This window comes from Kordiimonas aestuarii (assembly GCF_025574465.1).
In the GTDB taxonomy this organism is placed as follows: domain Bacteria; phylum Pseudomonadota; class Alphaproteobacteria; order Sphingomonadales; family Kordiimonadaceae; genus Kordiimonas; species Kordiimonas aestuarii.
On sequence record NZ_JAOBPP010000019.1, the window covers coordinates 56,897 to 82,664 of the forward strand.

The following is a 25,768-nucleotide window of genomic DNA, read 5'->3' on the forward strand; positions in this document are numbered from 1 at the left end:
ATGTGCGGGTTTTGTGCGGACTTTGCGCGGAGTTCGTGCAAGGCCGCGCCTACCGTTTTTACGGTCTTTTTTTCCGCGGCAGAGCCAGCCCGGCCGTGTGTTGAGCGAGTGCTTTTTTACGCAGTTCATCAAGAGTCCGGTTCACCGCGTTCAGCTTCGCGATAAGCGCGGGTGAGGTGCTTATGTTACAGGCGAGGCTGAGATCCGCCGGCTTCCACAAAAGCGCAAGCTCCGGCGGGGGCAGGCCGATGGCGCGGGTGGCGGCGGGGGCGTCAATCACGCCGGAGACCCAAAGGTCCGCGCGGCCGTGATAGAGCATACGGGCGGCCCTTTCGTCCTTGCCGGTACGGACAACCTCAACCCCGGCTTCCCGTTCCAGCGTATCGACCGACGCGCTGCCCATCTTGCCGGCGATGGTATGGCCCTTGAGGTCTGCGAGGCTTTCAATCCTGATGGTGCTACCGGGGCGACGGTAGATGGCCCAGCCGCCGCCAATGAGAGGCCCCACCCATTGGAACAGGTCTTCGCGCTCGGGCGTACGGTTGACCACAAACAGGCAGGTGTCGGTGCTCGCCACCGTTTCGCGGAACGCGCGGTTCCACGGCAGGAGCTTGAGGCTGTAGGAGATATCGGCCCCCGCCATCAGGGCGGCAACAATCTCAACCGCGCTGCCCTCAATTTCACCGGTCTTTGCACCCACAAAGTTATAGGGCGGGTTTTCCTCGGTCAGCAATGTCAGGCTGGTGCCCTCATCCGCCGCGGCCGCACCGGTTGCGACCAGCGCGACAAGGGAATAGAGCCAGCGACATGCTTTCATGAAGTGTTACCCGGCAACATACGGCATCGGGTTCACCCCGATCAGCCATTCATGGATAGCGGCAAAGCCGACAAAGGCGACCACCCCAATGAGGACCGTCACAATATCCTTATAAAACGCCTGCTTCTCGGGCTTCACCCAGGCGCCGTCACGCCGGTTGCTGCCCACGGCGGCAACAACGGCCCAGACGAGCAAAGCGCCAAACAAAAGCACAGAGCGGTTTTCACCGTTGGCAAGCAGGTGGCCCACGGCCCAGAAGGTGACACCGGTCAACTGCGGGTGCCGCACCATGCGGCGGATGTTCGTGGGCGCCTGGCTGGCAAAAAACAGGACGAAACCAATGAGCACAAAGATGGGCGTGGCGTGGAAGGCCCATGTGGGCGGTGAGTAGACCATGGCGACATCAGTGGAAGTCCAGCCAAGGTATATGACGTATATTGAGCCGATGATGACAAGCGAAAACAACCCGCGATAGGCGGTGCGCCCGACCTTGCCGACGATAGCCCCCTTAAGCCCGGTGAGATAAACCGGAATCAGGTGGACAAGGATAAAAAGGGCGAGCCCCAGAAAGAGTATGGCCATGACAGTGCCTCCCCGCAATATTGGCTTGTGGGCAGCATAACCCCTTTAGGGTGCAGGGGAAAGTGTGCGATTCCATCGCTTGCGCTGCGGGTGCTTTTTCCCGAATATGACGGTGAGGAAACTTTATGGTGAGGGATCATGGCAGCGCGGCAGCTCAGGGCAGGTATCATGGTTGCGCTGGCCTTGTTGACAGGGGCGGCAAAATCCATGCTCGCCTGCGCGGACGAGCCGCTCCTGACCATCGCGCCGGGTCTGTTTGACGAAAGCCAGCCCGACACACTCGGTCTTGCCGCCGCGCCGGGGGCAGAGACCTTCACCGTGTTTGCCCCAAGGGAGGGGGAGAACCACTATAACCACGGTGCAGTGCCCATTCAGTTCAAGGGGCGGCTGTATGTTATGTGGCAATCATCCATGCGGGATGAGGACGCGCCGGACACCCAGGTGATATTGAGCGCCACCACCGACCCAAGCCATTGGCCCGGTCCCAAGGTGCTGGCACCGGCCCGGCCTGGCACGCTGGTGACCAGTGGCGGATGGTGGACAGACGGAGCAACCCTTGTTGCCTTCATCAATGTCTGGCCCGGTTGGGAAAGCGGCATCCGTGAAGGCTACACCGAATACCGCCTGAGCACAGACGGCGAGGTCTGGAGCGAGCCAGCGCGTGCATTGGGCACGGACGGGGCGCCAGTGAAAGGTGTGATAGAGCAGGACCCGCATCTGGTGACGGGGGGCCGCATCATCGGCGCGTTCCATGCCTCACCGGGGCTTGTCGCCACGCCCTATTATACCGATCAACCGCTTGCCATAAGCGGCTGGACACCGGGAAAGATGGAGAACCTGCCCTCAGACGGCCCGGTAAGCCGGGAGCTGGAGCCCAGCCTTTATGAACGGCCGGACGGCGCGGTGGTGATGATCTTCCGCGACCAGGCCAGCAGCTTCAAGACACTGGCGTCCATCAGCCACGACAGGGGCGCGACATGGTCACGCCCCGCGCTCAGCCCTTTCCCGGATGCAAGCACCAAGCAAAGCGCAGGCACTCTGCCGGACGGGACTGTCTTCCGCGCCAGTAACCCCAACAGCCACAAGGCTCGCTTCCCGCTGGTGCTGAGTTTGAGTTCCGACGGCCGGCGCTTCGACCGGGCTTTCCTGTTGCGCGCAGGCGGGCCGGACATGCAACCGATGCGGCATGCCGGCAAATACAAACGCCCCAGCTACAGCTACCCCAAAAGCACGGTGGCGAATGGCTGGCTCTATGTCGCCTACGCGACCAACAAGGAAGATGTCGAGGTGACGAGGATACCGTGGCGTAAGGTGGTGAGCGACTAACTGCCGCTGGTCAACTCCCGCACACCATATCGACCGCAGCTTTGGTTGTAGCCTGAAGGCTTTCCCGGCTTTCACCCGAGCGGGCGCGGACGGCGATGGCGATGTGGGTGGAGGAGAGCAGGGAGACAAGCGGCCAGAGGTCTTGCTCCGCCTTTATCTCGCCCGCGTCCTGCGCGGTCTTGAGGCGCACGCGGAGCGCATTGGCAAGTGTTGCGCGCGTTTCCTTAATCCGTTCCGCCACCTCATCCATCATGCTGGCGATCGGTACGGCGGTGGTCAGCATGAAACAGCCCCTGCCGCCATCAGCCATGAACAGGTCCATCCCGGCATTGAAAAAGGCGGTCAGGGCGTCGCGAAGTTTTGGTGCGGTCAGCGCTTTCTTGAGGGGGGCTGTTGCCTGGGCGACATAGGCGTCATACGCCTTCAGGTACAAGGCCTTCTTGTCCCCGAATGCGGCATATAAGCTGGGCTTATGCAGGCCAACCGCTTCCGCCAGTTGGTTCAGCGAGGTGGCATCATAGCCGTGTTGCCAGAAGACAGCCTGCGCGGAATTTACCGCTTCGTCAGGATTAAACGTCCGGGGCCTGCCGCGTTGTGCCTTCATTTCTGTTCCACTTGGTAAATAATTATTGTCATCATGTGAATAATGTTCTAATTGGTACAAAATAACGTGGGGCGGCGAAAATAACAATGCCCTGCTTTTGAAACGGCTCTTTCCAGGAGGGTTTGTCATGGCATTTCTATCAATGCCGGTATTGGCCGAAACATGCACCATCCGCACCTATATGGATGCGCCAGCCTCGCTGGTGTGGTCTGCGATCCGGGATGTGTACAAGGTGCATGAACGCTTGACGCCCGGCTTTGTCACGGATGTCGAGGCAGAAACAGCGGCGGACGGGGAATACCGCACCATCACTTTTGCAAATGGCGTACGATTGCGGGAGCGTATAATCAGCATTGATGATACGGCGATGCGCCTGACCTATGGCGCGCGCGGCGGTGAGACAACACACCATCTGGCAAGCATGCAGGTGTTTGAGGATATCAGCGGGTGCGACCTCGTGTGGACGTGCGATTTCCTGCCCGCGGACCTCAGGAACTATATCGAGGGCAATATGGAACGCGGCGTCGAGATCATGAAACGTACCCTGGAGGCGGAAGCCATCCGCAAGCTTTACGACACGGCGGATACATAAAAAACAGGCGGCCCGTAAGCCGCCTGTGTGACCGGTACAGTGCCCGGAGGCACGGTGTTCCGCCTATTTTTTCTTCTTCGGTGTGGTCGTTGGAATCTTGGGGATATCCTTCGAGATACCGCTGTAGATATGGCTTACACCAAGACCGTCGGTTGCGCTGTCGCTATAGTGGCAGGCGAAACAGCCAAAGTCCTGATGGAAGGTTTCCATTGTGGTGTTGGCCAGCAGTTTTGAGCCGGTGTTATATTCATAGTCATCGCCGCTGTCCGGGTTCTTTTTGCCAAGATGCGGGATACTGCCATTGCTGGTCCAGACAGCACCGCTGACAAAATAGTGCTGGCGCGGGTCACCTGCCAGCATGCCCTTCACATTTGAGATCACGTCGCGGTTCAACGAGATAATCTGCGTGTTTTGCGAGACAGCAAAGCTGTCGGTGCTGCTTTGCTTGTTACCCCAGGGGTGCAGGCGTGTGACGTTTGACGCCTCGATGGGGTCATTGCCGTTCGGGCCGATAACCTCATTGTCGCCCACGCTGACGATGTCGGTGGTGTTGGTGCAGCTGGTTGGTGGCTGATAGCCGTCACAGCCGCGGGCGTGCAGGGTGATGGCGTCTACGACCGTGCCGTTTGAGTACAGCCACGACGAGCCAGCCTGCGGGCCGGACACGGTTTTTATAGTGCCGTTCTGATCCATGTAATAATAGGTGCTGTTGGGTGCGTTGCTTTCATGCTCGATCGTCGCCCAAACCATTTCAGGGTGGCCTTCCACGGTGCCCACGATATGCATGCCCACGAGCGCCAGCTCCCGCTGTTCCGACCCGGTCATCAGCCAGTGGTTGGGGTTCGATTTGTCGTAGGTCGGTACATAAAGGCTTTGCAGGATATAATCATCCTTGTTTGCCACGCTCGAGGCATCCACCCATGATGTTTTCAGCTCAACCGACATGGAAAGATAGTCCACTGCCGGTTCAAGCTCGGGGATGGTGAAGGCGCTGGCGGACTTGACGCCCGCGGACTTCATATCTTTTTTGACCTGTTTGGCCTGTTTCATCGCCGCGCCGCCGGAGGCCTCGGCCTGCAACTGCGTGCAATACAGCCCATAGAGAAGTTTGGCGACGGCGGTGTCCTCGGCGTAGCCATTGTTCATCGCATAATTGACGTCGCTGCAGACCTCCGTGCCGGTGGTCGGGAAATCCATTTCCGGTGTCGCGGCCGACTTGTTGATGTGGGTGAAATAGCCGTAAACGCGGTTTACATGCACGCCGTAGTAGGTGAGTGACGACTGTGCCGGGGTGGGAGCCTGTGTGAGCAATACGCCCGAGCCACCAGCCTGTCCGATGCTTTCGTCTTCATCGCTTTTTGCTGTGCGCAGTGAGACAGCCAGGTTTTTGCTGTTGGCGTCGCCAAAGGCGCCCTGGGCCAGAAGCTGTGTATGGTCTGATGACAGGCGATAGAAAAATTCGCTGTTGAACACATAGGGCAGGGTGTCCGGGAAGGTGGGATTCGCGGGGATGGAACTGCCGTCATCAATGGTGGATGTCAGCCACAGGAACATCTGCGCGCCCCATTTATAGAAGTCGCAGTCGTCCGGGTCACCGCCATTATCGCTTTTGAAGCTGGGGCCGTCGGGTGGGAAGATATAGGCCATGCCGCTGGTTTTGTCATAAACCGGACCAACCTTGCCCGGCACGCCGGGCAGTTGCAGTTTGATCCAGGTCTCAAATTCGCTGGAAGACAGGCTGCATTTGCTGGTGTCGACATCGCTTGGGAAATAGGTTTGCGCCCGAGTTTCGGTTGTGAAGGTTGTGGCCGCAAGTGCGGCGGCCATGCCCGCGGCGGCAAACCGGGGGAGCAGACGGGTGATTTTGACAGTCATTTTCTTCTCCTGCACGTTCGAGAATTGTTGCAATAGAACACTGTCACCGCCAACCCGTGCAGGTATGGCGATGGTACGCGGTCGATGCGACGTAGCGTGGGAATCCTACAGGTCACGGCATAGTGCGTGGGCATGCAGGTCACGTTTCTCTCTGGTGCTGGATGTGGCTGCCCTATCAGCCAGCAAACGGAACCCCCCGATGTTTCGCGAGAGCCATCATACTACATAAAGATGCATTAATGCAATCTTGATAAATTGTTATGGCAACCGGTACCAACAACCCCGCGTGGACGCGGGGCTGGTGGTCAATGTCGGGGCTTTGGGTAAGAACGCCGGGGCTATTTTTCCAGCGCGGGGACGTCGAACTTGGTGTCCGCGCGGCACAGGAACCAAGGGTTGAGGAAGGTCTTGAGGTCTTTGGCGTAGGCCAGTGGTTTGCCGCCCGCGACCTCCACACTGCCGCCCGCAGCCAGCAAGACGGCGTGGGCCGCGGCGGTGTCCCACTCGCAGGTGGGGCCAAGGCGGGGGTACAGGTCTGCTTCGCCAGTAGCAAGCAGGCACAGCTTGAGGCTGGAGCCGATGGAGACATTCTCCGCGCCCGGGAAATGGGCCAGATAGTCTTCCAGCTCCGCCGAACGGTGGGACTTCGATGCCACGATAACCAGTTTGTCGGGGTCGGCCTTGCGGGCCTTGATGGGCGTGATGTTGTCGGCTTTGCCGTCCACCACCTCGCCGGTCCAGGCACCGTCATCCTTGATGCCCCAGTAAAGCTTGTTCATGGCGGGTGCGTAGACCACGCCCATGATGGGCACGCCATCCTTGATCAGGCCGATATTGACGGTGAAGTCGGTGCCTTTTTTGATGAATTCCTTGGTGCCGTCCAGCGGGTCAACCAGCCAGAAGGTGCCGCCTGAGATGTCGGGGCATTTGCCCTCGGACTTGGCTTCCTCTCCCACGATCGGAATGTCGGGGGTGATCAGTTCAAGCGCCTTTTCGATCACGGCTTCGCCGCGACGGTCGGCCTCGGTCACCGGGGACTGGTCCGCCTTGCTAAAAACCTCGAAGTCTGAGTTATAAACCTCCATCACCACGTCACCGGCTTTGATGACGGTTTCAAGGAGCGGGGTAACAAGGGCTTCAAGTTTTAATGACATTGGAAAACCTCAACAATTTTGAATAATGCGTGCATCAGTCCTTGGCGCTGTCGCCAAGCTTGGCTATGGTTCTGACAGGATGGCCGGAAATCGCAAGGGCTAATTGCCGTGCGAGGCCGGTTTTGGGTGACTGAGGGAAGGGGCATTTTATGTCAAAACTGGATTTCGCGGCGCTCTTGTGCTCGCGGTTGTGCCACGATCTGGTCAGCCCGGTAGGCGCCATCAATAACGGGCTAGAAATCCTTGCTGACGAGAAAGACCCGTCGATGCGGGCCGCCGTGGTTGACCTGATCGAAAAATCGACCCGGCAAACCAGCAATAAGCTCCAGTTTTTCAGGCTGGCTTTTGGCGCCGCTGGCGGCTTTTCCGCCCAGCTTGATGTGCGCGAGTGCGAAAAGGCCATCGGCGCCATCCTCGACGGCAGCCGGGTGAGCCTTGACTGGCGGGTACCGTCGATCAGTGTATCGAAAAACCAGGTCAAGGTGTTGCTCAATTTGGCGCTCCTTGTCGCGGAATCGATGATCCGCGGTGGGATGATAACGGTCACCGTGGCCGATAATGATGGCATGAGTGTGATCCGCGTGCGCGGCGAAGGTGAACGGGTGATCATGCAAGATGAGGTAAAGGCCGCGCTTGCGGGCAAGCTTGACGAAGATGACCTTGAACCGCGTGCGGCGCCAGCCTATCTGGCCCATGCTGTTGCCACCGAAGCCGGAGGCAACACCACCGTCGCCGAGATCGACGACAAGACCGTCGAATTGGTGGCGAAATTGCCGATAACGTGAGAATTCTGGTGCCTGATCAAATAGTTTTACACGTTTTTAACTCTTTTTGGCCAAGGTGCAAGTTGCGAACCGGAGTATATTCGGGGCACACTCCGCCCACGCACCCACCCTATCCGCGGGGATGACTGACATATGGACGATCTGTTAAACGAATTTTTGACCGAAACCGGTGAAAGCATTGATGTCGTAGACGTCGAGCTTGTGAAGCTGGAGCAGGACCCAAACAACAAGGAAGTGCTGGATAACATCTTCCGGCTTGTGCACACCATCAAGGGCACATGCGGCTTCCTTGGCCTGCCAAGACTGGAATCTGTGGCGCACGCGTCCGAGAATGTGCTGGGCAAGTTCCGGGACGGCGAACTGCAGGTGTCCGAGCATGCGGTGACGGTTATTCTGGAAAGCCTTGACCGGATCAAGGAAATCCTTGCCGGCCTTGAGGCTACGGAAGAAGAACCCGAAGGGGACGATAGCGACCTGATCGCGCGTCTCGACGCCATTGCGGAAGGCGCCGAGGCAGCCCCCGACCCCGAGCCCGATACAGTTGAAGGCGAGATCGTGGAACCCACGCTTGGTCGGCCTCTCAAGGCTGGGGAAGTGTCGCTTGAGGAGCTTGAGGCCGCGTTCGCCAACGCCCCCGGCCCAGAGGAAATGGCTGCGGAAGCCCCCGCGCCTGCGTCGTCGGGCGGCGGTGCTGCCGGTGGTTCCCTCTTTGACAGGGTAGGCGGTGAGGACACACTTGCCGTTGCCGCGCATCTGATCTCGCAGCGCCTTGGTGGCGATAGCGAGCTTTCCAAGTTTTTTGCCGGCACCGCGGCCGACCTGCGCAAAGGCCAGTTCATGGGCCTGATGATGGCCATCTTCAAGGATGACATCGACGCAGCGGATAATGTTGCCCGCCAGATCGTGACCGTGTCCGGGTTCAACGACCAGCATTTTGACACACTGATCACGTTGATCAAGGACGTGCTGGTGGAATGCCAGGTTGACAGCGATGTTGCCGATGAAGCGGTGATGAGCTTTGAACTGGTACGTGAAGGTGTGGTGAGTGCCGCGAAGGCGCTTGCCAAAGCGCCGACCAACAAGGCTGGCACTGCGTCAGGCGCGTCGGCAGGTGGCGCGGCAGCTTCTTCGGCGCCCGCCTCAGAGCAGAAGCGCACCTCTCAGTCGATCCGGGTGAGCGTGGATTTGCTTGAGGACCTGATGAACATGGTGTCCGAGCTGGTACTGACCCGGAACCAGCTTCTGCAGATCACCCGGAATATGGACAATTCCGAGCTGGGTGTGCCGCTTCAGCGTCTGAGCCAGTGCACGACCGAGTTGCAGGAAAATGTGATGAAAACGCGCATGCAGCCAATCGGCAACGCATGGGCGAAACTGCCGCGTATCGTTCGTGACCTGACGGTCGAACTGGACAAGAAAATCGAACTGGATATGCGCGGTGCGGATACCGAGCTTGATCGCCAGGTACTTGAGCTGATCAAGGACCCGCTGACCCATATGGTGAGGAATTCGGCCGACCACGGGATCGAGACCCCGGCTGAGCGTATGGCCGTCGGCAAGCCCGAGGGCGGCACCATTGTGCTGAATGCCTACCACGAGGGCGGCCATATCATTATCGAGATCAAGGACGATGGCCGCGGGATTTCCGTATCCAAGCTGTCGAGCAAGATTCTTGAGAAGAAACTGGCGTCCGAGGCTGAGCTGGCCGACATGTCGGATGGCCAGATCCAGAAATTCATTTTCCACCCCGGTTTTTCCACCGCCGAAAAAGTCACCAGCGTGTCCGGCCGTGGTGTGGGCATGGACGTTGTGCGCTCCAACATCGAGAAGATCGGTGGCACCATTGATATGGTCTCGATCGAGGGCAAGGGTTCAACCTTCCAGATCAAGATTCCGCTGACGCTGGCGATTGTTGCGGGGCTGATTGTCAAGGCGCAAGACGAGCGTTATGCCATCCCGCAGATCAGCGTGCTCGAGCTGGTGCGGGCGTCCGAGAATTCCGAACACAAGATCGAAACCATCAAGGATACCCCGGTCCTCAGGCTCCGGAACCGGCTGTTGCCGTTGGTGTATCTTAATGAAGTGCTGGGCTTCATGTCCCGCGACGAGATTGATGCCCGGGAAAATGTGGATGACTTCATTGTTGTCGCGCAGGTTGGTGCCTTCACCTTCGGTATTGTGGTGGATCAGGTGTTCGACACCGAGGAGATCGTGGTCAAGCCAATGGCGCCTATCCTCAAGGATCTTGAGATTTATTCCGGGAATACCATTCTGGGGGATGGGAGTGTGATTATGATCCTGGACCCGAACGGTATCGCGGCCAAAGCCAATTCCGGCGTGGGTGACCATGAACGTGAGGAAGAGGATGAACGCGCGCAAGTGCGCCGTGCCGCCGCCGAGGAAAAAGAAAGCATGCTTCTGTTCCGCGCGGGTGGCAAAAACCCGAAAGCGGTGCCGTTGGCGCTTGTCGCGCGTCTTGAAGAGGTCGAGGTCAACACCATCGAGATGTCCGACGGTCGCTATATGGTGCAGTATCGTGGTGCGTTGATGCCGCTTATCAAGGCGCACCCCGACATGAACCTGCGCACGGAAGGCCGCCAGCCGGTGCTTGTGTTCACAGACCGCGAATACACCATGGGCCTCGCGGTTGATGATATCCTTGATATTGTAGAGGAAGAGCTGAACATCAAACTGGCGTCCGACAAACAGGGCGTGGTTGGGTCCGCGATCATCAGCGGCAAGGCGTCTGAGGTGATTGATGTCTCCTATTATCTGAACCTTGCGTTCGCAGACTGGTTGCGGTCCCGCAACGTGGCGGACGACACGGTGTCGACCAAGGGAGCCTCGCTTCTTCTCATCGACGACAGTGACTTTTTCCGCAGCATGCTCAAGCCGGTGCTTCGTGTCGCGGGCTATGAGGTGAAGGCAGTGTCCAGCGCAGCGGCTGCCCTGAAGCTGATGGAAGACGGCTATATGTTCGATCTTGTTATCTCCGACATCGAGATGCCGGATATGAACGGGTTTGATTTTGCCGCGGCCATCCGCGACGGCAGTAAATGGGAGAATGTACCCTTGATCGCCCTGTCCGCCCTTGCGACCGAACGGGATGTAAACCGGGGCCACGCTGCGGGCTTTGACGATTACATAGCCAAATTCGACAGGGAAACCCTGCTTCGCAGCCTCGCGCAACAGCTTAAAATTAAGGGAGATGCGGCATGAACGATATTGTTGTCCGCGACGATCTGAGCCTTGTGAGAACCGGCACGCAGGATTTTGTAACCGTGGTGCTGGCGGGGCAAACCCTCGGCATCCCCGTGCTCAGTGTCCATGACGTGCTGAACCCACAACAGATAACGCGCATTCCGCTCGCGCCGTCGTGGGTTTCGGGTGTGCTGAATTTGCGCGGCAAGATTGTCACCGCGATTGACCTGCGCCAGCGGCTTGGCCTGCCGCCGCTTGAAAAAGGCAAGCAGAGCATGTCTGTAGTGGTTGAGCACAAAGACGAACCATATAGCCTGCAGATCGACACAGTGGGCGAGGTACTTTCGCTTGACGACGCCGATTTTGAACGCAACCCCGTGACGCTTGACACGCGCTGGCGCGAGGTAAGCCGAGGGATTTACCGCTTGGAAAATAAATTACTGCCTATTTTGGACGTGGATCGCCTTCTTGCCTTTGAAAGCAATGGCAAAGCTGCGTAAACTGGTCGGCGGATAATAAAATTATAACCAATATTATAGGGATTCACCGTAAACGGTGGAGTTGGGAGACATCAGCAAATGAAGTTATGTCTTGTCGTTGACGACTCAAAAGTGATCCGCAAGGTCGCAAGACGTATTTTGGAAGAACTCAATTTCGAAATTGAGGAAGCCGTGGATGGTCAGGACGCCTTGGATGCGTGTGACCGCAACATGCCGGACGTTGTGCTTCTCGATTGGAACATGCCGGTCATGGACGGGCTTGAGTTCTTGAAAGCAATCCGTTCGCGCGAGGGCGTGGAACAGCCGATCATCGTTTTCTGTACAACGGAGAACGACATGGCGCATATCCGTACCGCCATCGAGGCAGGCGCCAATGAATATATCATGAAGCCCTTCGACCGTGAGATCATTGAGGCCAAGTTCACCCAGGTTGGGTTGATGTAATTATAGGGATACCCGCGTGAATTCTGCGGTTTCAAAAACAACGGCAATACCGGGAAAAGGTGGCCCGTACCGGGTGATGGTGGTAGATGACAGCGCCATTATCCGTGGATTCCTGTGTCGCTATCTGTCTGAAGACAGTGAAATTGAGGTGGTGACCACAGCCAACAACGGCGCGGTTGCCCTCAGGCAGTTGCAAGCCAACGATATTGAAGTTGTAGTGCTCGACATCGAGATGCCGGAGATGGACGGCCTGACGGCACTGCCGCGCATGATCGAGATGAAACCCGACCTTCAGGTGGTGATGGCCTCAACGCTTACCCGTAAAAATGCGGAGGTCAGCCTGCGTGCCATGCAGATGGGGGCGGTTGACTATGTACCAAAGCCCGAGACCGCCCGGTCAGTGAATGCGAGTATCGATTTCCGCCGTGAACTGGTGGACAAGGTGAAGGCCTGGGCTTCCCGCCGCCGCAAGAAGCGCGGCGAAGATTTGCCCAAGGGCGCCAATGACCCGGGAGCGCCGGGTGGCGGCGCGACGACCGCAGGGCTTGCCGCCCGTACGGTGTCGGTGTCCCGCCCCGGTGCCAGCGCACCGACCACCGGTTTTGTAACGACCCGCAGGCCCGCGGCGCCTGTTGCCGTGACCTCCGCCCGTCGGGCAGAACCCGTGGTGGCAGCCGACCCCGTTGGCAAGGCAATCAGCCTGCGCAAAGGATCGTTCCGACGGCCCAAGGTTCTGGCGATCGGGTCATCCACCGGGGGACCGCAGGCGCTGATGAAGTTTTTTGCCGGTTTCAAACGCGCACCGGGTGTGCCGGTGCTGATCACACAGCATATGCCTGCGACATTCACCGCAATTCTGGCGGAACATCTGGCGCAGGCTACCGGGTGGAAAACCCAGGAAGCACACGACGGCCAGGTGCTGGTGCCGGGTGAAGTTTATGTGGCGCCGGGCGGGCGACACATGGAAGTGGACATGGTGGACGGCAAGGCGCAGGTGCGCTTGACCGACGAACCGCCAGAGAATTTCTGCCGCCCGGCGGTGGACCCGCTGTTTCGCAGCCTCGCCACCGCTTATGGCGAGAATGTCCTGGCGGTGATCCTGACCGGGATGGGCCATGACGGGCTCAAGGGCGCAAGAGAACTGACACGAACGGGGGGCACACTGCTGGCACAGGACGAGGCAAGCAGCGTTGTATGGGGTATGCCTGGAGCGGTTGCGACCGCAGGGCTTTGTACGGAGGTACTTCCTGTTGATAAATTGGGTGAAGCGGCAGCAACGCGGCTGCAAGGAGGATTCGGATGAAAACAGAAGATTTTGAATTCCTCGCATCAATGCTGAAAGAGCGTTCCGGCCTGATGCTGACGCCCGACAAGGTGTACCTGCTGGAAAGCCGGTTGACGCCGCTTGCGCGCAAACGCGGCCTCGACACCCTGGACGCGTTGGTGCAAAAGCTGCGCATGACCCGCGAAGATGGCCTTATTCGTGACGTCACCGAGGCGATGACCACCAACGAATCCTTCTTTTTCCGCGACAACACGCCGTTTGACCTGTTTAAAAACCACGTGCTGCCCGCGATGGAAAAGAATCGTGGCACCCAGAAACGCCTGCGTATCTGGTGTGCTGCCGCCTCCACGGGGCAGGAGCCTTATTCGCTTGCCATTCTGCTGCGCGAAAACTGGATAAAGTGGCAAAACTGGAATATCGAGATCGTTGGCACCGACATCTGCACTCAAGTGCTGGAGAAAGCCAAGGCTGGTACCTACAGCCAGTTCGAGGTCCAGCGTGGCCTGCCGATCCAGATGCTGATCAAATATTTCAAGCAGGAGGGCGACATGTGGCGCCTGAGCGACGACATTCGCAAGATGGTGACTTTCCGTCCGTTCAATCTCCTGAGTAATTTCATCGGCATGGGCACGGTTGATGTCATCTATTGCCGCAACGTGCTGATCTACTTCGACCAGCAGACCAAAAAGGATGTGCTGGAGCGCATGCGCAAGTGCCTCGCGTCTGACGGTACCTTGTTCCTTGGCGCGGCTGAAACCGTACTGGGTATCACCGACAGCTTCCGCCCCGTACGCGGCCAGCGCGGCATGTATGTGCCCTCTGACGGCACGGCGGAAAAAGCCATGGGCCTCGGCTAGCGCTCTTGCAGGATATCAGACAAAGAAAAGGCGGCCCAGGTGGCCGCCTTTTTATGGGTACGGAGAGAAACCAGGCTCAGCTCGCGGCGGCTTCGGTCTCTTCCACCGGGTTCCTCAGCACATAGCCGCGGCCCCAGACGGTTTCAATATAGTTATCGCCGTCCGATGCGGTTGCGAGCTTTTTCCTGAGCTTGCAGATGAACACGTCGATGATCTTCAGCTCAGGCTCATCAATGCCGCCATAAAGGTGGTTGAGGAACATTTCCTTGGTGAGCGTGCTGCCTTTCCGAAGGGACAAGAGTTCAAGCATCGCATATTCCTTGCCGGTCAGGTGTACACGCTGGTTCGAAACCTCGACCGTCTTGGTATCAAGGTTCACGGCCAGTTTGCCGGTCTTGATGATCGACTGCGAGTGGCCTTTCGAGCGGCGCACAATGGCGTGGATACGGGCAACCAGTTCCTCCTTGTGGAAGGGTTTGGTCATATAATCGTCCGCGCCGAAACCAAGGCCCTTGACCTTGTTTTCCATTTCCGTCAGGCCGGAAAGGATCAGGATCGGTGTGTTCACCTTCGCGGTGCGCAACTTCTTGAGAACGTCATAGCCGTGCATATCCGGCAGGTTCAAATCAAGAAGAATGATATCATAATCATACAGCTTGCCGAGGTCGAGGCCTTCTTCACCAAGGTCGGTGCTATAGACATTGAACCCTTCGGCAGTGAGCATCAGCTCGATGCTGCGGGTCATGGTTGGGTCGTCTTCAATTAAAAGAACACGCATATTTATTCCCCAGGTTAGTGTTGTTATCCGGCATGAGCCAAAACAACTCGGCGTACTTTCTGCCGCCGAAACACGATTGGCCTCCTGTGCGGCGACCCCTCCCGCCCAAGGCGTGTTTCTATGGTTAATGTTAACGAAGGTTAACAGATTGTCCAATAAAAATCACGGGAGATGGAAAGGCGTTTGACTAAAAAGGCCATGGCTTTTACCAATCTTTAAACCGCTGTGTGCATATTGGGCACACCAGAACAGAAGCTTCGCCAGGGACATCGGCGGGGGTACCGCGTCGGCCTTGGGGGTCAGGCCAGGATAAGAGAACAGCGTGCTAAGCTTAATCCAGGAAGTAGATCGTATTCAGACGGAAAAACGGTTCGGCCGTGTCACGGGCGTGCGCGGTTTGCTCGTGGAACTGGCAGGAATCGGCCAGCATATCTCGATCGGTTCCCGTCTTGAGATTGAAACTCGCAGCTTCAAGAAAGTCCCGGTCGAGGTGGTTGGCTTTCGCCATGAAACTGCGCTTGCCATGCCTTTTGATGTGCTTGAAGGTGTCGGCGTCGGCTGCAAGGTGACCCTCACACAAAGTGAACCGGAGGTGTTCCCAAGCTCCGCATGGCTTGGCCGTGTGGTGAACGCGCTTGGTGAGCCGATCGACGGAAAAGGCCCGATCAGGAACGGCACAAGACCCCAACTATTGCGCGCAGGACCACCGCCGGCGCACAGCCGCCAGCGAGTCGGGGGCAAGCTCGACCTTGGCGTGCGGGCGCTCAATACGTTCGTGAGCTGCTGCCGTGGCCAGCGTATGGGTATTTTCGCAGGCTCGGGTGTGGGTAAATCGGTGCTTTTGTCCATGGTGGCGCGGCATTCCGATTCAGACGTCAGCGTGATCGGCCTTATTGGTGAGCGGGGCCGCGAGGTACAGGAATTTATTGAGGATGACCTGGGCGAAGACGGCCTTGCGCGGTCGGTTGTCGTGGTCGCGACCTCGGACGAAAGCGCACTGATGCGCCGTCAGGCCGCGCACCTGACGCTCACTTTGGCTGAATTTTTCCGCGACCGTGGCAAAGATGTCATGTGCCTGATGGACAGCGTGACCCGCTTTGCCATGGCGCAGCGCGAAATTGGCCTTGCGGGCGGCGAACCGCCAACCAGTAAGGGGTATACGCCTACCGTCTTTACTGAGCTGCCGCGCCTTCTCGAGCGCGCGGGACCGGGACCACGGGGGCAGGGCAATATCACCGGGCTTTTCACCGTGCTGGTGGAAGGTGACGACCACAACGAACCGGTGGCCGATGCCGTGCGGGGTATTCTGGATGGGCACATCGTGATGGAACGCGCGATCGCGGAGCGCGGTCGCTACCCGGCGATCAATATCCTAAAGTCCATCTCGCGGACCATGCCGCGCTGTAACTCGGACGATGAGAATTTGCTGGTGCGCGAAGCCAAACGCTATATGTCCACCTATTCCGATATGGAGGAGATGATCCGCCTGGGCGCTTACCGGCAGGGCAGCAACCCGGACGTGGACGCCGCCATCGGCTACAATGAGCCGATCGAGGAATTCCTCAGCCAGTGGAAGGACGACAAAACCCCGCTTGGTGAAGGCTACCAACGCCTGCGCCAGATCCTCGAAACCGGGCCGGCGTATCATGCCCTGAACGGGGATAACGCATGAGCCGGCTGGACGGCATCATCCGCTTGAGGAAGTGGGAGCTTGACGAACAGCGCCGTGTTCTGGCCGTGTTGCAGGCTGAGCGTGACTCCATTGCCGCCACGATCGACATGCTTGAGGAAGAAAAGGCCGAGCAGGCCCGCACGGCCGGTGGACTGGAGGTCTCAACCCTCACGCTTGGGCTGTATCTTGAAGGGGTGCGCAAAAAGCAGGATATGCTGCGCGAAGACCTTGCCCGCAAGGACGAGGAAGTCGACGAACACCGCGACAAGGTGGCTGAAAGCTTCCGTGAGCTGAAAATATATGAGATTGCCCACGAGCAGGAAATGAAACGCGTCAAGGCGGCTGAGGACAAGGAAGAACAGGAAGCCTTCGATGAACTTGGCATCCAGAATCACGCTCGCCAGGAAGCGATGACCGACAGCCGCCACCTGAAGATGCGCCGCTGATCGGCCCCGCGCCAGCCCTATACTAAATAAGCACTTGATTATGTTACCCTTTGCCCCGCATGTTACAGTGGTATCAGGCTAATTTAGGGAAGGGCACATCATGGCGCAGATGACAGATGAAGATATCCTGACGCAGATTCAGGATGCGGACCGTGCGCATCACCTGCATCCCTTCACCGACCCCGGCGCGCTGAGGAAAGCGCCGCCTTTCGTGATCGAACACGCTGAGGGCTGTTACATCACCGGGCAGAACATTCGCCTGCTGGACGCCATGGCCGGACTTGGCTGTGTGAATGTCGGTTATGGTCGTAGGGAAATTGCCAACGCGGCCGCTGACGCTATGGAACGGCTGGCGTACTATCATTCGTTTGCGGCGGTCTCGAACCCTTATGCCGGGCCGCTAGCCGCCAAGATTGCCGAGTATGCGCCCGCCCATATGAACAAGGTGTTTTTCGCCAACTCAGGCTCTGAAGCCAATGAGACGCTGATCAAACTGGTGCGGCTTTACTGGGCGCGCAAAGGCGAGGACAAAAAACGCATTATCATCAGCCGCGACTATGCTTACCACGGCAGCACGATCGCCACGACGCTGCTGAACGGCAACAAGGCCATGCTGGATGACTTTGGCCTGAAGGCGGGCAAGGATGTCATCCACGCCATGGCGCCTTTCTGGTACCGGCTGGGGGGCGATATGAGCCCCGAGGAATTTGGCCTGCACGCTGCGCGCGACCTTGAGGCAAAAATTCTTGAAGCGGGGCCCGAGAATGTCGCTGCTTTCTGGGGAGAGCCTATTCAGGGTACATTGGGGGCTGTGGTCCCGCCCACGACCTACTGGCCGGAGGTTGAGCGCATCTGCCGCAAGTATGACGTGCTTTTGGTGGCCGATGAGGTGGTCACCGGCTTTGGCCGCACCGGTAACTGGTTCGCGCAGGAAACCCTCGGCTTCAAGGCCGACATGATGGCCCTTGCGAAGGGCCTGTCATCGGCCTATCTACCGATATCCGCCGCGGTAATCAGTGATGAGATCGCGAATGTGATCGAGGGACGCGAGGCCGTATTGCAGCACGGTTTTACCACCAGCGGGCATCCGGTCACGGCGGCGGTTGCGCTGAAGAATATCGAAATTCTCGAGAACGAAGGGCTGGTCACACAAATTGCAAACGATACCGGCCCGTATTTTGCGCGTGCGCTGAAGTCCCTTGAAGACCATCCCCTGGTGGGCGAAGCGCGGGTCAGTGGCCTGATGGCAGGCATTGAACTGGCGAAAAACAAGGAAACGCGTGAGCAATATCCCCTGGAGGCGGCCATCTGCGAACATGTTGGTCAGGCGGCGCTGATGCGCGGGCTTATCGTGCGCCCGGTGGGCAATGTGCTGGTGCTGTGCCCGCCCTTCATCCTGAACCATGGGGAAATAGACTTTATCGCCAAGACCCTGCGAGAAGCGCTTGACGATATTCAAACACAGCTTGGTTAAGGCTGCTATTTCGCCGGTTGGGCAGCGTCCGGCGCGCAAGGTTTCGCGGCAGGTGCCTTGCGGCGGATCATGGTGACATTGCCGATGATTACCAGCGACAGGCCGATCATGGCCTCAACTGTCCAGACAAATCCTTCCAACAGCGTTGAGATGACAAGCGCCACCACCGGCACCATCACCGCCATATAGGCCGCGCGGCCCACGCCAATTTTGCCGATAAGCCAGACATACATGGAAAAGGCGATTACCGTACCCACAAGCGACAGATAGAGAAGCGACAGCACATAAGGCGCGTGCGGGTCAAAGGCGATAGCCTTGCCGGACGCGAGTGCAAACACAAGGTTGGTAAGGGCGCCGTAGCCCAGGCTCCATGCATTGAAGGACAAAACCGGCACGGACCGTGTGGACGCTGCACCTGCCGACACATTGCCAAGGGAGGCGACGACCGTGGCTATCAGGCACAGGGCAACGCCAAGCGTGGTATCATCCGCAAGCGACAACGTGGAGATTTCCGGCATGAAGATCAGCACCAGCCCGACGATGCCGATAAGGGCGGCGCCAATGGTGCTGAGTGTGATCGGGTTGCCAAGAAAAATGCGGGCGTTGACGATATTGAGGAACGACAGCATCGAAAATGTCACAGCCACCAGCCCGGACGTCAGGTATTCCGTGCCCCAATAGGTGAAGACATAACCGGTTGAAAACAGAGTCATGCCGGTGATGGCCATCCAGACATGGTTCCTGAGCTTGATGCGAAGCCGCTCCCGCTTGAGCAGGCAAATGGCAAAAAGCACAAGCGACGCGAGGCCAAACCGGTACACCAGCGACCATTCCTTGGGCACAATACCAAGCTGTAGCTCAATGGCGTACCATGTGGAGCCCCATATCAGCACACAGCCGAAAAACGCCAGAAGAACGCCCATGATGATGACCTCGCTTGTCTTTGTTCTATGCCTATCGAAGTAACAGGCTATAGCCCATGGTCAAGCGATTTGTCTTTGTGCGGAAGTTAAGCTTTGCCACCCGCCATGATGGCCGCCACATCTACGGGGAAGGCCGTCTGCTCCTGTATATTGAGCTGGCCGGTGAAGGCGCTGGCCGCAAGCGCGTCATCAAAGAGGCGGATGGCGTCATGCCTCAGGCCGGAGGGCAGCGCCGCTGTGGTTCTTAAGGTGAGATCAAATTTCTGGCCGCGGATCACACCGTCAAGCTGGACCGGGCCAAGGATAGAGAATTGCACCTCAAGGACAAAGCGCTTGAGGTCTTCGTCATCTTTGCCGTCCTGCCCTTCGCGGCCAGCGTGTTCTCGGTCCGGGTCAACATGCGGGCCCTGGCCAAACAGCATGGCAATCAGCGGCATGTCACCGCCACGCGCGTCAAATGGCAGCAGGACCTGTCGCCAGTCGCCCGCGCCTTCTGTTGCGCGTGTCATCAGTTGCGCTACATCCTGCTTCAGCATGTCCAGCAGACTGCGATTGTGGCGTTCAAGTGCTTTGCTGGCTTCATCACCGATCCAGCCTTCCGGATTGCCTCGTCCGGCTGCGGCGAGGAAAAACAACAGGCTGTTGGCCAGCTTACCACCACCATCCGCCGACTTGGTGACAAGGCTGCTCATCGCGGCTGGGTCATGGGCGGCAAGCAGGGTCATACTCTCCTGTAGCGCGGGCCACGCCTGATGGCTAAGGGCTGTCATGCTAGCAGCCTCAGGCACCACTGCGGCTGTGGGCACTGCTGTGGGTGCGTTGGCATAGGTCATGCTGGCTGGCAGCGGTGCATTGTCAGCCACTGGTGGGAAAGAGAATTCTATGCTCGCGCCGATGGCGGGACGCAGCGCGTTTGGCAGGGTCGCGGTGATAAGCCCACGCGTTGTGTCGATCCGCAGGTCGGCGCGTGGGCCGTCCGGCCCTAAAAAGGCACGCGCGATATGCACGGCTTTCACAGTTGCCTGTTGTTTGGCCGGGTCGGCTTGCGTGGTGTCCGCCAGAACATTCATCACAATATTGCGGGGGGCCTGCTGGTTGCTGGGTTGGGTTGGCGGCACAAGCCGGGCCTTGAAGCCCGTGGGCACAGTGGTTGCCTGTGCAGGTGGCTGGGCGGCTTCGGGCGTGCTGACGCGGACCTGTTCGCCTGACAGGCCGGTCGCGGCCGGTAGCGGCATGACAAAATTGCCGAGGCTGGTTTCCACCTTGGCCAGCGGTGCACCGGCGGCACTGATCTGCGCGACAGACATCGGCAGGGTTTTGGCAAGCTCAGGCGCGAGGGGTTGAACGGTTTGCACGACAGCTACCTCTGCCGGGATCACACGGCTGATCGCCGGGTCCATCAGTTGCAGTGTGCGGGCACTTCCCTCCAGCGTGAAAGCCGGCAGGGGCGGTCCAAGCCCGGTTGCCTTCGGGCCTGCCTCAGCCGCCATCGCGGTCAAGGGGGATTTCGGGATGAAGTGTGCACCATCGGGCGGCGCGGCGCCGGGCATTAGCGAAGCCTGTGGCGTGCTGGGCTGGAAGGGATAGGCCCGGGGGGCCTGCCCCTGCTGTGCGGCGATCAGGGTTGCGAGGTCTGAGCTATTGGATCGTGCGCCCACTTTGTCCGGGTTATCGGCGACCAGCACATGGGGGGCGGGGCGCGGCTGCCCGGGCTGGGGCGGCGGCGCAATTGGTGTTGGTGGTGTGTATGGCTGTGTATTGTTTGTCGCGTTCGGCAGCGTTGAAGCACGTGCACCCAATAGCTTTGCCAATGCCTCCGGGTCTTCCGACAGGCTGACGTTGCGGGAATAGCTGCTGTAGGATGTGGCAGCGTGCGATTGGCCTTGTGCCTGTGCGGGGTCGCCCTCGGGCGCATGAATTGCGATAACGATGAGGGCGAGGCGGATGGGCGGATCGATCAACCGGCCATTTTTCATGAAAAGATCGGCGGACACCTTTTTACCCGCCTCGACAATTTCCAGCTCCACGTCGTCACCGGGCCTCAGCCCCGCATCGGGCCTGAGCGCAAAGGTCGCGGTTTCCGTGACAATGATGGGCCTGCCTTCAAGGTCAACCTTGTTGACCTGCTGCTTGAGCCGCTCACCGATTTCAAGATGTGCGGCGCTGGCAGAGATCGAGACCGCGGGGTCGCGGCCATGCAGCGCATCCGAGCGGTCGTTTTTGGTGCTTTGTTCGCCGTGGCGTTCCTTGGCCTGCGTTTCGCTGCGCGCGGGGTCTTTGGACACAGTACCAGCGCGATCTGTGACCCGGTTTGCCGGGTCTACAGCTTTAGGCAGTGGTGTGCCGGTTATGTCGCTCATCGCGCTCCCCAAGAAATTCCATGGGCCGCGACAGCGGGGAAATTATCGCCCGACGATCGCTGCCGCCAGCGCCTTGATGTCCTTTGCGGCTTCCGACTGCGGGTGCCTGCTTAGAAGCGGAACCTGCGAGCGGATGGCATCAACAACCTTGGCGTCGTTCTTGATGATACCGATAAGTGGCGGTGAAATCTTCAAAAATCCTTCGCAGGCGCGCTTGATAGCCTCATAGGCGCGCTCACCTTCCTTCTTCGATGCGACATTATTGACAACGATGGAAAGGTCGGCACCCGGGTTCCGCATGGCGGTAATCTTGATAAAGGCATAGGCGTCGGTCAGGGATGTGGGGTCGGAAGTCATCACCACAATCACCTTGCCCTTGTGCTTCGACAGCGTGGTGACGGACGGGTCAACACCCGCCGCAAGATCCAGCAGGACATGGTCGTAGCGCGACGCCAGCGCGGTCAGCCCGGTGCGGATCTTGACCAGAGTTTCCTTGGTCAGGCTTCCCAGTGCGCCAGACCCGGACTTGCCGGGCAACACGTCAAATCCGCTGTCCTTCTGGCCGTCATAGCGGCAGACGATGTCCCGAAGCGGGGCCTCGCCGGTGATGAACTGGCCGAGGTCACGCTGTGGCATCAGGCCAAGCTGGATATCCACATTGGCAAGGCCAAGGTCACCGTCAAACAGCAATACGTCCTTGCCCGCCTGCGCCAGTGCATGGGTCAGTGTAACGGACAGCCATGTCTTGCCAACGCCGCCCTTGCCGCTAGCCACGGTGATCAGGCGGCGCTCCAGCGTATCCTTGTCTCGTGTCGTCGGGGCGTCTGTCATGTGTTTTTATCCATTTTGTCGTCTTGCTTGCGGCGACCGGGCAGGGCGGTCAGCAGGCGGGAAATTGTCATGGGCGAGGCGGTCTCAAGCCCTTCGGCCACATAGGGGCTACGACTGATCGCGGCCAGCGCCAGATAGCCGGGCCGGGCGGCCATGATCATGCTGGCATAGCGGCGTGCTGCGTCAAGCCGGGTGGCGATAAAACGCTGGCAGCCCATTTTTGCGAATACACCGGCGATTTCCTGTGCGTCCAGCGCATCAAGCCCGGCAGGCATCACCAACACGGGTTCGGCATCTACCGTCTGGATGAATTTCAGCAGTTCCTTCAACTCATCCATATTGAACGGATTGGTGCCGGGGGTGTCGATTATCGTCAGTCCGCCCTGGGTGGTCTTCGCGCGCATAACCGCTTCAAGCTCCTTGGGCGTATCGGCGGTGGATACCGTCTGCTTCATAAGCTGGGCAAAATGGTCCAACTGATGAATGCCCGACGCCTTGACTGTGTCGGTGGAAATGAGATGCACACGGCGTTCATGCAGCACGGCATCTGCCGTCAGCTTGGCGGCACAGATGGTTTTACCGGCACCGGGTGGCCCCACCAGCATCACCGGCCGGGTAGTGGCGTCGGTGATGGGGCTGAAGCGGATGGTGGCCTCAAGTGCGGTCGAAAACGCTTCTGAGAGGGTGCCGCCCTCAATCGCGCGCACCGCTTCAGAGAAGTGAGAGGCGGTTTCAAACGGCAGGCCATGGTGGTTAAGCACAGCGCTGACGTCGCCATTGTCAAAATCCCGCGCCTTGGGGAAGGGATGCGCGGCTTCAAACGCCAACGGCGTTTCCTCCGGTCGGGGTGCTTTTTTGGGCGGGGGCGGTGTGGCACCAGCTTCAAGGGCGGCGGTGACGCGCACCCCGGCCTTGCCTTCTTCGACCTGGATGATGATCGCGTCGGGGCCCAGTTCACTGCGCACCTGGTCCATCACCGCGGCCATGTTTTTCGCGTGGAAGGTTTTAAGGCGCATAAGCCGTTTCTGTCCTCAGTTTCACGTGGCAGCCCTTGGGCCGCGCTTGTTCTTATTCTTCGGTCTGTTCTTAAATCTGGCCCAGTGTGCGAATTTTCGCCTGCGGGTGAATTTCGTTCTGGCTCATGACCACGGTTGCCGGGCGGAAACGTTCGATGATCGACCGCACATAAGGCCGCACCAGCGGACTCGTCAGCAACACCGGTTGTTCGCCGCGTTCGGCCTGCTGGTCGTAGATGATCCGCACCGAATTGATGAATTCCTGCAAGCGTGACGGCGCCATGGCAAGTTGCTTTTCCTCGCCTTGCCCGACAAGGCTTTCAGCGAAAGCCTGTTCCCATTCGGGCGAAAGCGTGATCAGGGGCACAAGCCCCTGCATATTGGAATAGGCCGAGCAAAGCTGGCGGCCAAGCCGCGTGCGCACATGTTCGGTGATCGAGACGATATTCTGCGTGAAGCCTGTGGCCTCCGCGATACCTTCAAGGATGGTGGGCAGGTCGCGGATCGAGACGCGTTCACCCAGAAGCGACTGCAACACACGCTGGATGCTCGACGTGGTGATCTGGCTTGGCACAATATCGGCCACCAGTTTTTGGTGCTCGCTCGACAGGTCATCAAGCAGCTTCTGCGTTTCGGCATAGGACAGCAGTTCGGCCATATTGTCCTTGATGACCTCGGTCAGATGCGTCGTGATCACGGTGGCGGCGTCTACAACTGTATAACCGCGGAAGCTGGCTTCCTCGCGTGCGCCCGCGTCGACCCACGTGGCGGGCAGGCCAAACGCGGGCTCGGTGGTGGCTTCGCCCGGTATCTGCACGGGTTGGCCTTCAGGGTCCATCACCAGAAGCATGCCGGGGCGGATATCACCGCGCCCTACTTCGGTTTCCTTGACCCTGAGCACATAGGTATTGGCGGGCAGTTGCATGTTGTCGAGGATGCGCACCGAGGGCATGACAAAGCCCATCTCGCTTGCCAACTGGCGCCTGAGCGCCTTGATCTGGTCGGTCAGCCGGAAGCCGCTGTCATCGTTGATCAGGGTCAGCAGGCCGTAACCAAGTTCCAGCCGAAGCTGGTCAATGGCAAGCGCGGAGCTGATAGGCTCTTCGGCGGGGACGGCGGTATGCTCGGCATCTTTTGTTGCTTTCGCTTCAGCGACGGCGGCCTTCTCGCGTTTGTTGCCAATGGCGTATGCCATGTAACCGAGGGTGCCGCCAAAAAGGGCGAACGGAAGGAACGGAATGCCGGGCATCAACCCCATGCCAAAAAGCAGCGCGGAGGTGACGCCAAGCGCGCGTGGATACCCACTGAGTTGACCAAAAAGCGCCTTGTCGGTCTGGCCGGTGACGCCTGCTTTGGTGACAAGCATACCAGCAGCGGTGGAGACGATCAGCGCCGGGATCTGCGAAACCAGACCGTCGCCTACGGTCAGGATGGTATATTGGTTCATCGCGTCGGACAGCGAGATATCATTGATCACCACGCCGATGATGATGCCGCCGATGATGTTGATGAGCGTAATCAGGATGCCAGCGATGGCGTCCCCGCGCACGAACTTTGCCGCACCGTCCATGGAGCCGAAGAAGGTGCTTTCGTCCTCAAGCTCCTTGCGGCGGATCTTGGCTTCGTTTTCATCGATCAGCCCCGCCGACATATCGGCATCAATGGCCATTTGTTTACCAGGCATGGCGTCGAGGCTGAACCGGGCCGCGACTTCCGCGATCCGGCCCGAGCCCTTGGTGATAACCATAAAGTTCACGATGACAAGGATGGCAAATACAATGATGCCAATGACAACCTGACCGCCCATCAGGAAGGCGCCAAACGCCTCAATCACTTTGCCGGCGGCGTCGGTGCCTGTGTGCCCTTCCGACAGGATAAGCCGGGTGGACGCCATATTGAGCGATAGCCTGAGCATGGTCGCGATCAGGAGGACCGTCGGGAAACTGCTGAATTGCAGAGGTTTCTGTATGAATATGCACGTCATGAGCACCATCACCGAAAAGGTGATGGAAGCAGCCAGCATGAGGTCCAGCAGCCAACTGGGCATTGGCATGATGAGCATCATGATGATGGTAACCATGCCAAGCGCGAAGGCAACGTCGGAGCTTCTGACCCCGCCGAGAATAGCGCTTAGCGCGGCACTGCCGGCTGAAGGGCCGCCTCCGCCGCCATCGCCGCCCGGTTGGCCGCCGCCTGATGCTGTATCACTCATGCTTTATACTCGTGACGTTTCATCGTGAGGTTAA

The 25,768-nt window shown here is 58.8% G+C and carries 22 protein-coding genes; 11 read left to right on the top strand and 11 right to left on the bottom strand.

The genetic code is table 11. The features are described 5' to 3' along the window. Positions 1-58 precede the first annotated feature (58 nt). Complete coding sequence (locus OEU85_RS07670; RefSeq protein WP_262690886.1) at positions 59-817, bottom strand: substrate-binding periplasmic protein; 759 nt, start codon at positions 815-817, stop codon at positions 59-61. Between the two features lie 6 nt (positions 818-823). Next, complete coding sequence (locus tag OEU85_RS07675) at positions 824-1,399, bottom strand: NnrU family protein (protein WP_262690887.1); 576 nt, start codon at positions 1,397-1,399, stop codon at positions 824-826. A gap of 138 nt (positions 1,400-1,537) precedes the next feature. Here OEU85_RS07675 and OEU85_RS07680 point away from each other — a divergent pair, with 138 nt between their 5' ends. After that, positions 1,538-2,725, top strand: a complete 1,188-nt coding sequence (locus OEU85_RS07680) for a sialidase family protein (protein ID WP_262690888.1) — start codon at positions 1,538-1,540, stop codon at positions 2,723-2,725. Positions 2,726-2,735: 10 nt separating this feature from the next. Here the strand turns inward: OEU85_RS07680 and OEU85_RS07685 are convergent, their stop codons facing one another. Beyond that, positions 2,736-3,329 (bottom strand): TetR/AcrR family transcriptional regulator, encoded by a 594-nt coding sequence (locus OEU85_RS07685; RefSeq protein ID WP_262690889.1) that lies wholly within the window; start codon positions 3,327-3,329, stop codon positions 2,736-2,738. Between the two features lie 127 nt (positions 3,330-3,456). On the opposite strand from OEU85_RS07685, the gene OEU85_RS07690 reads away from it, so the two are divergent. After that, on the top strand, positions 3,457-3,921 hold the full coding sequence (locus tag OEU85_RS07690) for an SRPBCC family protein (RefSeq protein ID WP_262690890.1): 465 nt from the start codon (positions 3,457-3,459) through the stop codon (positions 3,919-3,921). A 63-nt stretch (positions 3,922-3,984) separates the two neighbouring features. Here OEU85_RS07690 and OEU85_RS07695 read toward each other — a convergent pair whose 3' ends face one another. Both OEU85_RS07695 and cysQ read right to left on the bottom strand, forming a co-directional pair. Next, positions 3,985-5,796 (bottom strand): hypothetical protein, encoded by a 1,812-nt coding sequence (locus tag OEU85_RS07695; protein WP_262690891.1) that lies wholly within the window; start codon positions 5,794-5,796, stop codon positions 3,985-3,987. A gap of 338 nt (positions 5,797-6,134) precedes the next feature. Next, positions 6,135-6,950 carry a 3'(2'),5'-bisphosphate nucleotidase CysQ gene (cysQ, locus tag OEU85_RS07700; protein ID WP_262690892.1) on the bottom strand — a complete coding sequence of 272 codons (816 nt, stop codon included), beginning with the start codon at positions 6,948-6,950 and terminating at the stop codon, positions 6,135-6,137. Between the two features lie 149 nt (positions 6,951-7,099). Between cysQ and OEU85_RS07705 the strand changes: the two genes are divergently transcribed. The 6 genes from OEU85_RS07705 to OEU85_RS07730 all read left to right on the top strand — a co-directional run bounded on the left by OEU85_RS07705 (position 7,100) and on the right by OEU85_RS07730 (position 14,022). After that, entirely contained in the window at positions 7,100-7,735 is a 636-nt protein-coding gene (locus OEU85_RS07705) for a histidine phosphotransferase family protein (RefSeq protein WP_262690893.1), read from the top strand. Between the two features lie 132 nt (positions 7,736-7,867). After that, entirely contained in the window at positions 7,868-10,954 is a 3,087-nt protein-coding gene (locus OEU85_RS07710; RefSeq protein ID WP_262690894.1) for a hybrid sensor histidine kinase/response regulator, read from the top strand. After that, entirely contained in the window at positions 10,951-11,436 is a 486-nt protein-coding gene (locus OEU85_RS07715) for a chemotaxis protein CheW (RefSeq protein WP_262690895.1), read from the top strand. Before OEU85_RS07710 ends, OEU85_RS07715 begins: the two co-directional genes overlap by 4 nt. 78 nt (positions 11,437-11,514) lie before the next feature. Further along, entirely contained in the window at positions 11,515-11,880 is a 366-nt protein-coding gene (locus OEU85_RS07720) for a response regulator (RefSeq protein WP_262690896.1), read from the top strand. Between the two features lie 16 nt (positions 11,881-11,896). Beyond that, positions 11,897-13,183: a protein-glutamate methylesterase/protein-glutamine glutaminase gene (locus OEU85_RS07725; RefSeq protein ID WP_262690897.1), complete on the top strand. Its 1,287-nt coding sequence runs from the start codon at positions 11,897-11,899 to the stop codon at positions 13,181-13,183. Next, entirely contained in the window at positions 13,180-14,022 is an 843-nt protein-coding gene (locus OEU85_RS07730; RefSeq protein WP_262690898.1) for a CheR family methyltransferase, read from the top strand. Before OEU85_RS07725 ends, OEU85_RS07730 begins: the two co-directional genes overlap by 4 nt. Positions 14,023-14,098: 76 nt before the next feature. Here the strand turns inward: OEU85_RS07730 and ctrA are convergent, their stop codons facing one another. Then, positions 14,099-14,800, bottom strand: coding sequence for a response regulator transcription factor CtrA (gene ctrA, locus OEU85_RS07735; RefSeq protein WP_262690899.1), 702 nt, complete (start codon positions 14,798-14,800; stop codon positions 14,099-14,101). 322 nt (positions 14,801-15,122) lie between these two features. Here ctrA and fliI point away from each other — a divergent pair, with 322 nt between their 5' ends. The 3 genes from fliI to OEU85_RS07750 all read left to right on the top strand — a co-directional run bounded on the left by fliI (position 15,123) and on the right by OEU85_RS07750 (position 18,392). Next, complete coding sequence (fliI, locus tag OEU85_RS07740) at positions 15,123-16,472, top strand: flagellar protein export ATPase FliI (RefSeq protein ID WP_262690900.1); 1,350 nt, start codon at positions 15,123-15,125, stop codon at positions 16,470-16,472. Beyond that, complete coding sequence (locus tag OEU85_RS07745) at positions 16,469-16,918, top strand: flagellar export protein FliJ (RefSeq protein ID WP_262690901.1); 450 nt, start codon at positions 16,469-16,471, stop codon at positions 16,916-16,918. Before fliI ends, OEU85_RS07745 begins: the two co-directional genes overlap by 4 nt. Before the next feature lie 100 nt (positions 16,919-17,018). Further along, positions 17,019-18,392 (top strand): aminotransferase, encoded by a 1,374-nt coding sequence (locus tag OEU85_RS07750; RefSeq protein ID WP_262690902.1) that lies wholly within the window; start codon positions 17,019-17,021, stop codon positions 18,390-18,392. A 5-nt stretch (positions 18,393-18,397) separates the two neighbouring features. Here OEU85_RS07750 and OEU85_RS07755 read toward each other — a convergent pair whose 3' ends face one another. From OEU85_RS07755 to flhA, 5 genes are all read right to left on the bottom strand, one after another. Beyond that, positions 18,398-19,315, bottom strand: a complete 918-nt coding sequence (locus tag OEU85_RS07755) for a DMT family transporter (RefSeq protein WP_262690903.1) — start codon at positions 19,313-19,315, stop codon at positions 18,398-18,400. An 86-nt stretch (positions 19,316-19,401) separates the two neighbouring features. Further along, complete coding sequence (locus OEU85_RS07760; RefSeq protein WP_262690904.1) at positions 19,402-21,675, bottom strand: hypothetical protein; 2,274 nt, start codon at positions 21,673-21,675, stop codon at positions 19,402-19,404. A gap of 42 nt (positions 21,676-21,717) precedes the next feature. Beyond that, positions 21,718-22,506: a MinD/ParA family protein gene (locus tag OEU85_RS07765; protein ID WP_262690905.1), complete on the bottom strand. Its 789-nt coding sequence runs from the start codon at positions 22,504-22,506 to the stop codon at positions 21,718-21,720. Further along, positions 22,503-23,522, bottom strand: a complete 1,020-nt coding sequence (locus OEU85_RS07770) for a flagellar biosynthesis protein FlhF (RefSeq protein ID WP_262690906.1) — start codon at positions 23,520-23,522, stop codon at positions 22,503-22,505. Before OEU85_RS07770 ends, OEU85_RS07765 begins: the two co-directional genes overlap by 4 nt. A gap of 70 nt (positions 23,523-23,592) precedes the next feature. Beyond that, entirely contained in the window at positions 23,593-25,734 is a 2,142-nt protein-coding gene (gene flhA, locus OEU85_RS07775; RefSeq protein ID WP_262690907.1) for a flagellar biosynthesis protein FlhA, read from the bottom strand. Positions 25,735-25,768: the final 34 nt, after the last annotated feature.

Excerpts from the sequence above, each read along its gene's own strand:
- OEU85_RS07715 (WP_262690895.1), top strand. The coding sequence starts at position 10,951 with ATGAACGATATTGTTGTCCGCGACGATCTGAGCCTTGTGAGAACCGGC.
- OEU85_RS07770 (WP_262690906.1), bottom strand. The coding sequence starts at position 23,522 with ATGCGCCTTAAAACCTTCCACGCGAAAAACATGGCCGCGGTGATGGAC.
- OEU85_RS07765 (WP_262690905.1), bottom strand. The coding sequence starts at position 22,506 with ATGACAGACGCCCCGACGACACGAGACAAGGATACGCTGGAGCGCCGC.
- OEU85_RS07705 (WP_262690893.1), top strand. The coding sequence starts at position 7,100 with ATGTCAAAACTGGATTTCGCGGCGCTCTTGTGCTCGCGGTTGTGCCAC.
- OEU85_RS07685 (WP_262690889.1), bottom strand. The coding sequence starts at position 3,329 with ATGAAGGCACAACGCGGCAGGCCCCGGACGTTTAATCCTGACGAAGCG.
- flhA (WP_262690907.1), bottom strand. The coding sequence starts at position 25,734 with ATGAGTGATACAGCATCAGGCGGCGGCCAACCGGGCGGCGATGGCGGC.
- OEU85_RS07750 (WP_262690902.1), top strand. The coding sequence starts at position 17,019 with ATGGCGCAGATGACAGATGAAGATATCCTGACGCAGATTCAGGATGCG.
- OEU85_RS07690 (WP_262690890.1), top strand. The coding sequence starts at position 3,457 with ATGGCATTTCTATCAATGCCGGTATTGGCCGAAACATGCACCATCCGC.
- OEU85_RS07730 (WP_262690898.1), top strand. The coding sequence starts at position 13,180 with ATGAAAACAGAAGATTTTGAATTCCTCGCATCAATGCTGAAAGAGCGT.
- OEU85_RS07720 (WP_262690896.1), top strand. The coding sequence starts at position 11,515 with ATGAAGTTATGTCTTGTCGTTGACGACTCAAAAGTGATCCGCAAGGTC.
- OEU85_RS07710 (WP_262690894.1), top strand. The coding sequence starts at position 7,868 with ATGGACGATCTGTTAAACGAATTTTTGACCGAAACCGGTGAAAGCATT.
- OEU85_RS07745 (WP_262690901.1), top strand. The coding sequence starts at position 16,469 with ATGAGCCGGCTGGACGGCATCATCCGCTTGAGGAAGTGGGAGCTTGAC.
- ctrA (WP_262690899.1), bottom strand. The coding sequence starts at position 14,800 with ATGCGTGTTCTTTTAATTGAAGACGACCCAACCATGACCCGCAGCATC.
- OEU85_RS07695 (WP_262690891.1), bottom strand. The coding sequence starts at position 5,796 with ATGACTGTCAAAATCACCCGTCTGCTCCCCCGGTTTGCCGCCGCGGGC.
- OEU85_RS07755 (WP_262690903.1), bottom strand. The coding sequence starts at position 19,315 with ATGGGCGTTCTTCTGGCGTTTTTCGGCTGTGTGCTGATATGGGGCTCC.
- OEU85_RS07675 (WP_262690887.1), bottom strand. The coding sequence starts at position 1,399 with ATGGCCATACTCTTTCTGGGGCTCGCCCTTTTTATCCTTGTCCACCTG.
- OEU85_RS07680 (WP_262690888.1), top strand. The coding sequence starts at position 1,538 with ATGGCAGCGCGGCAGCTCAGGGCAGGTATCATGGTTGCGCTGGCCTTG.
- OEU85_RS07670 (WP_262690886.1), bottom strand. The coding sequence starts at position 817 with ATGAAAGCATGTCGCTGGCTCTATTCCCTTGTCGCGCTGGTCGCAACC.
- cysQ (WP_262690892.1), bottom strand. The coding sequence starts at position 6,950 with ATGTCATTAAAACTTGAAGCCCTTGTTACCCCGCTCCTTGAAACCGTC.
- OEU85_RS07760 (WP_262690904.1), bottom strand. The coding sequence starts at position 21,675 with ATGAGCGACATAACCGGCACACCACTGCCTAAAGCTGTAGACCCGGCA.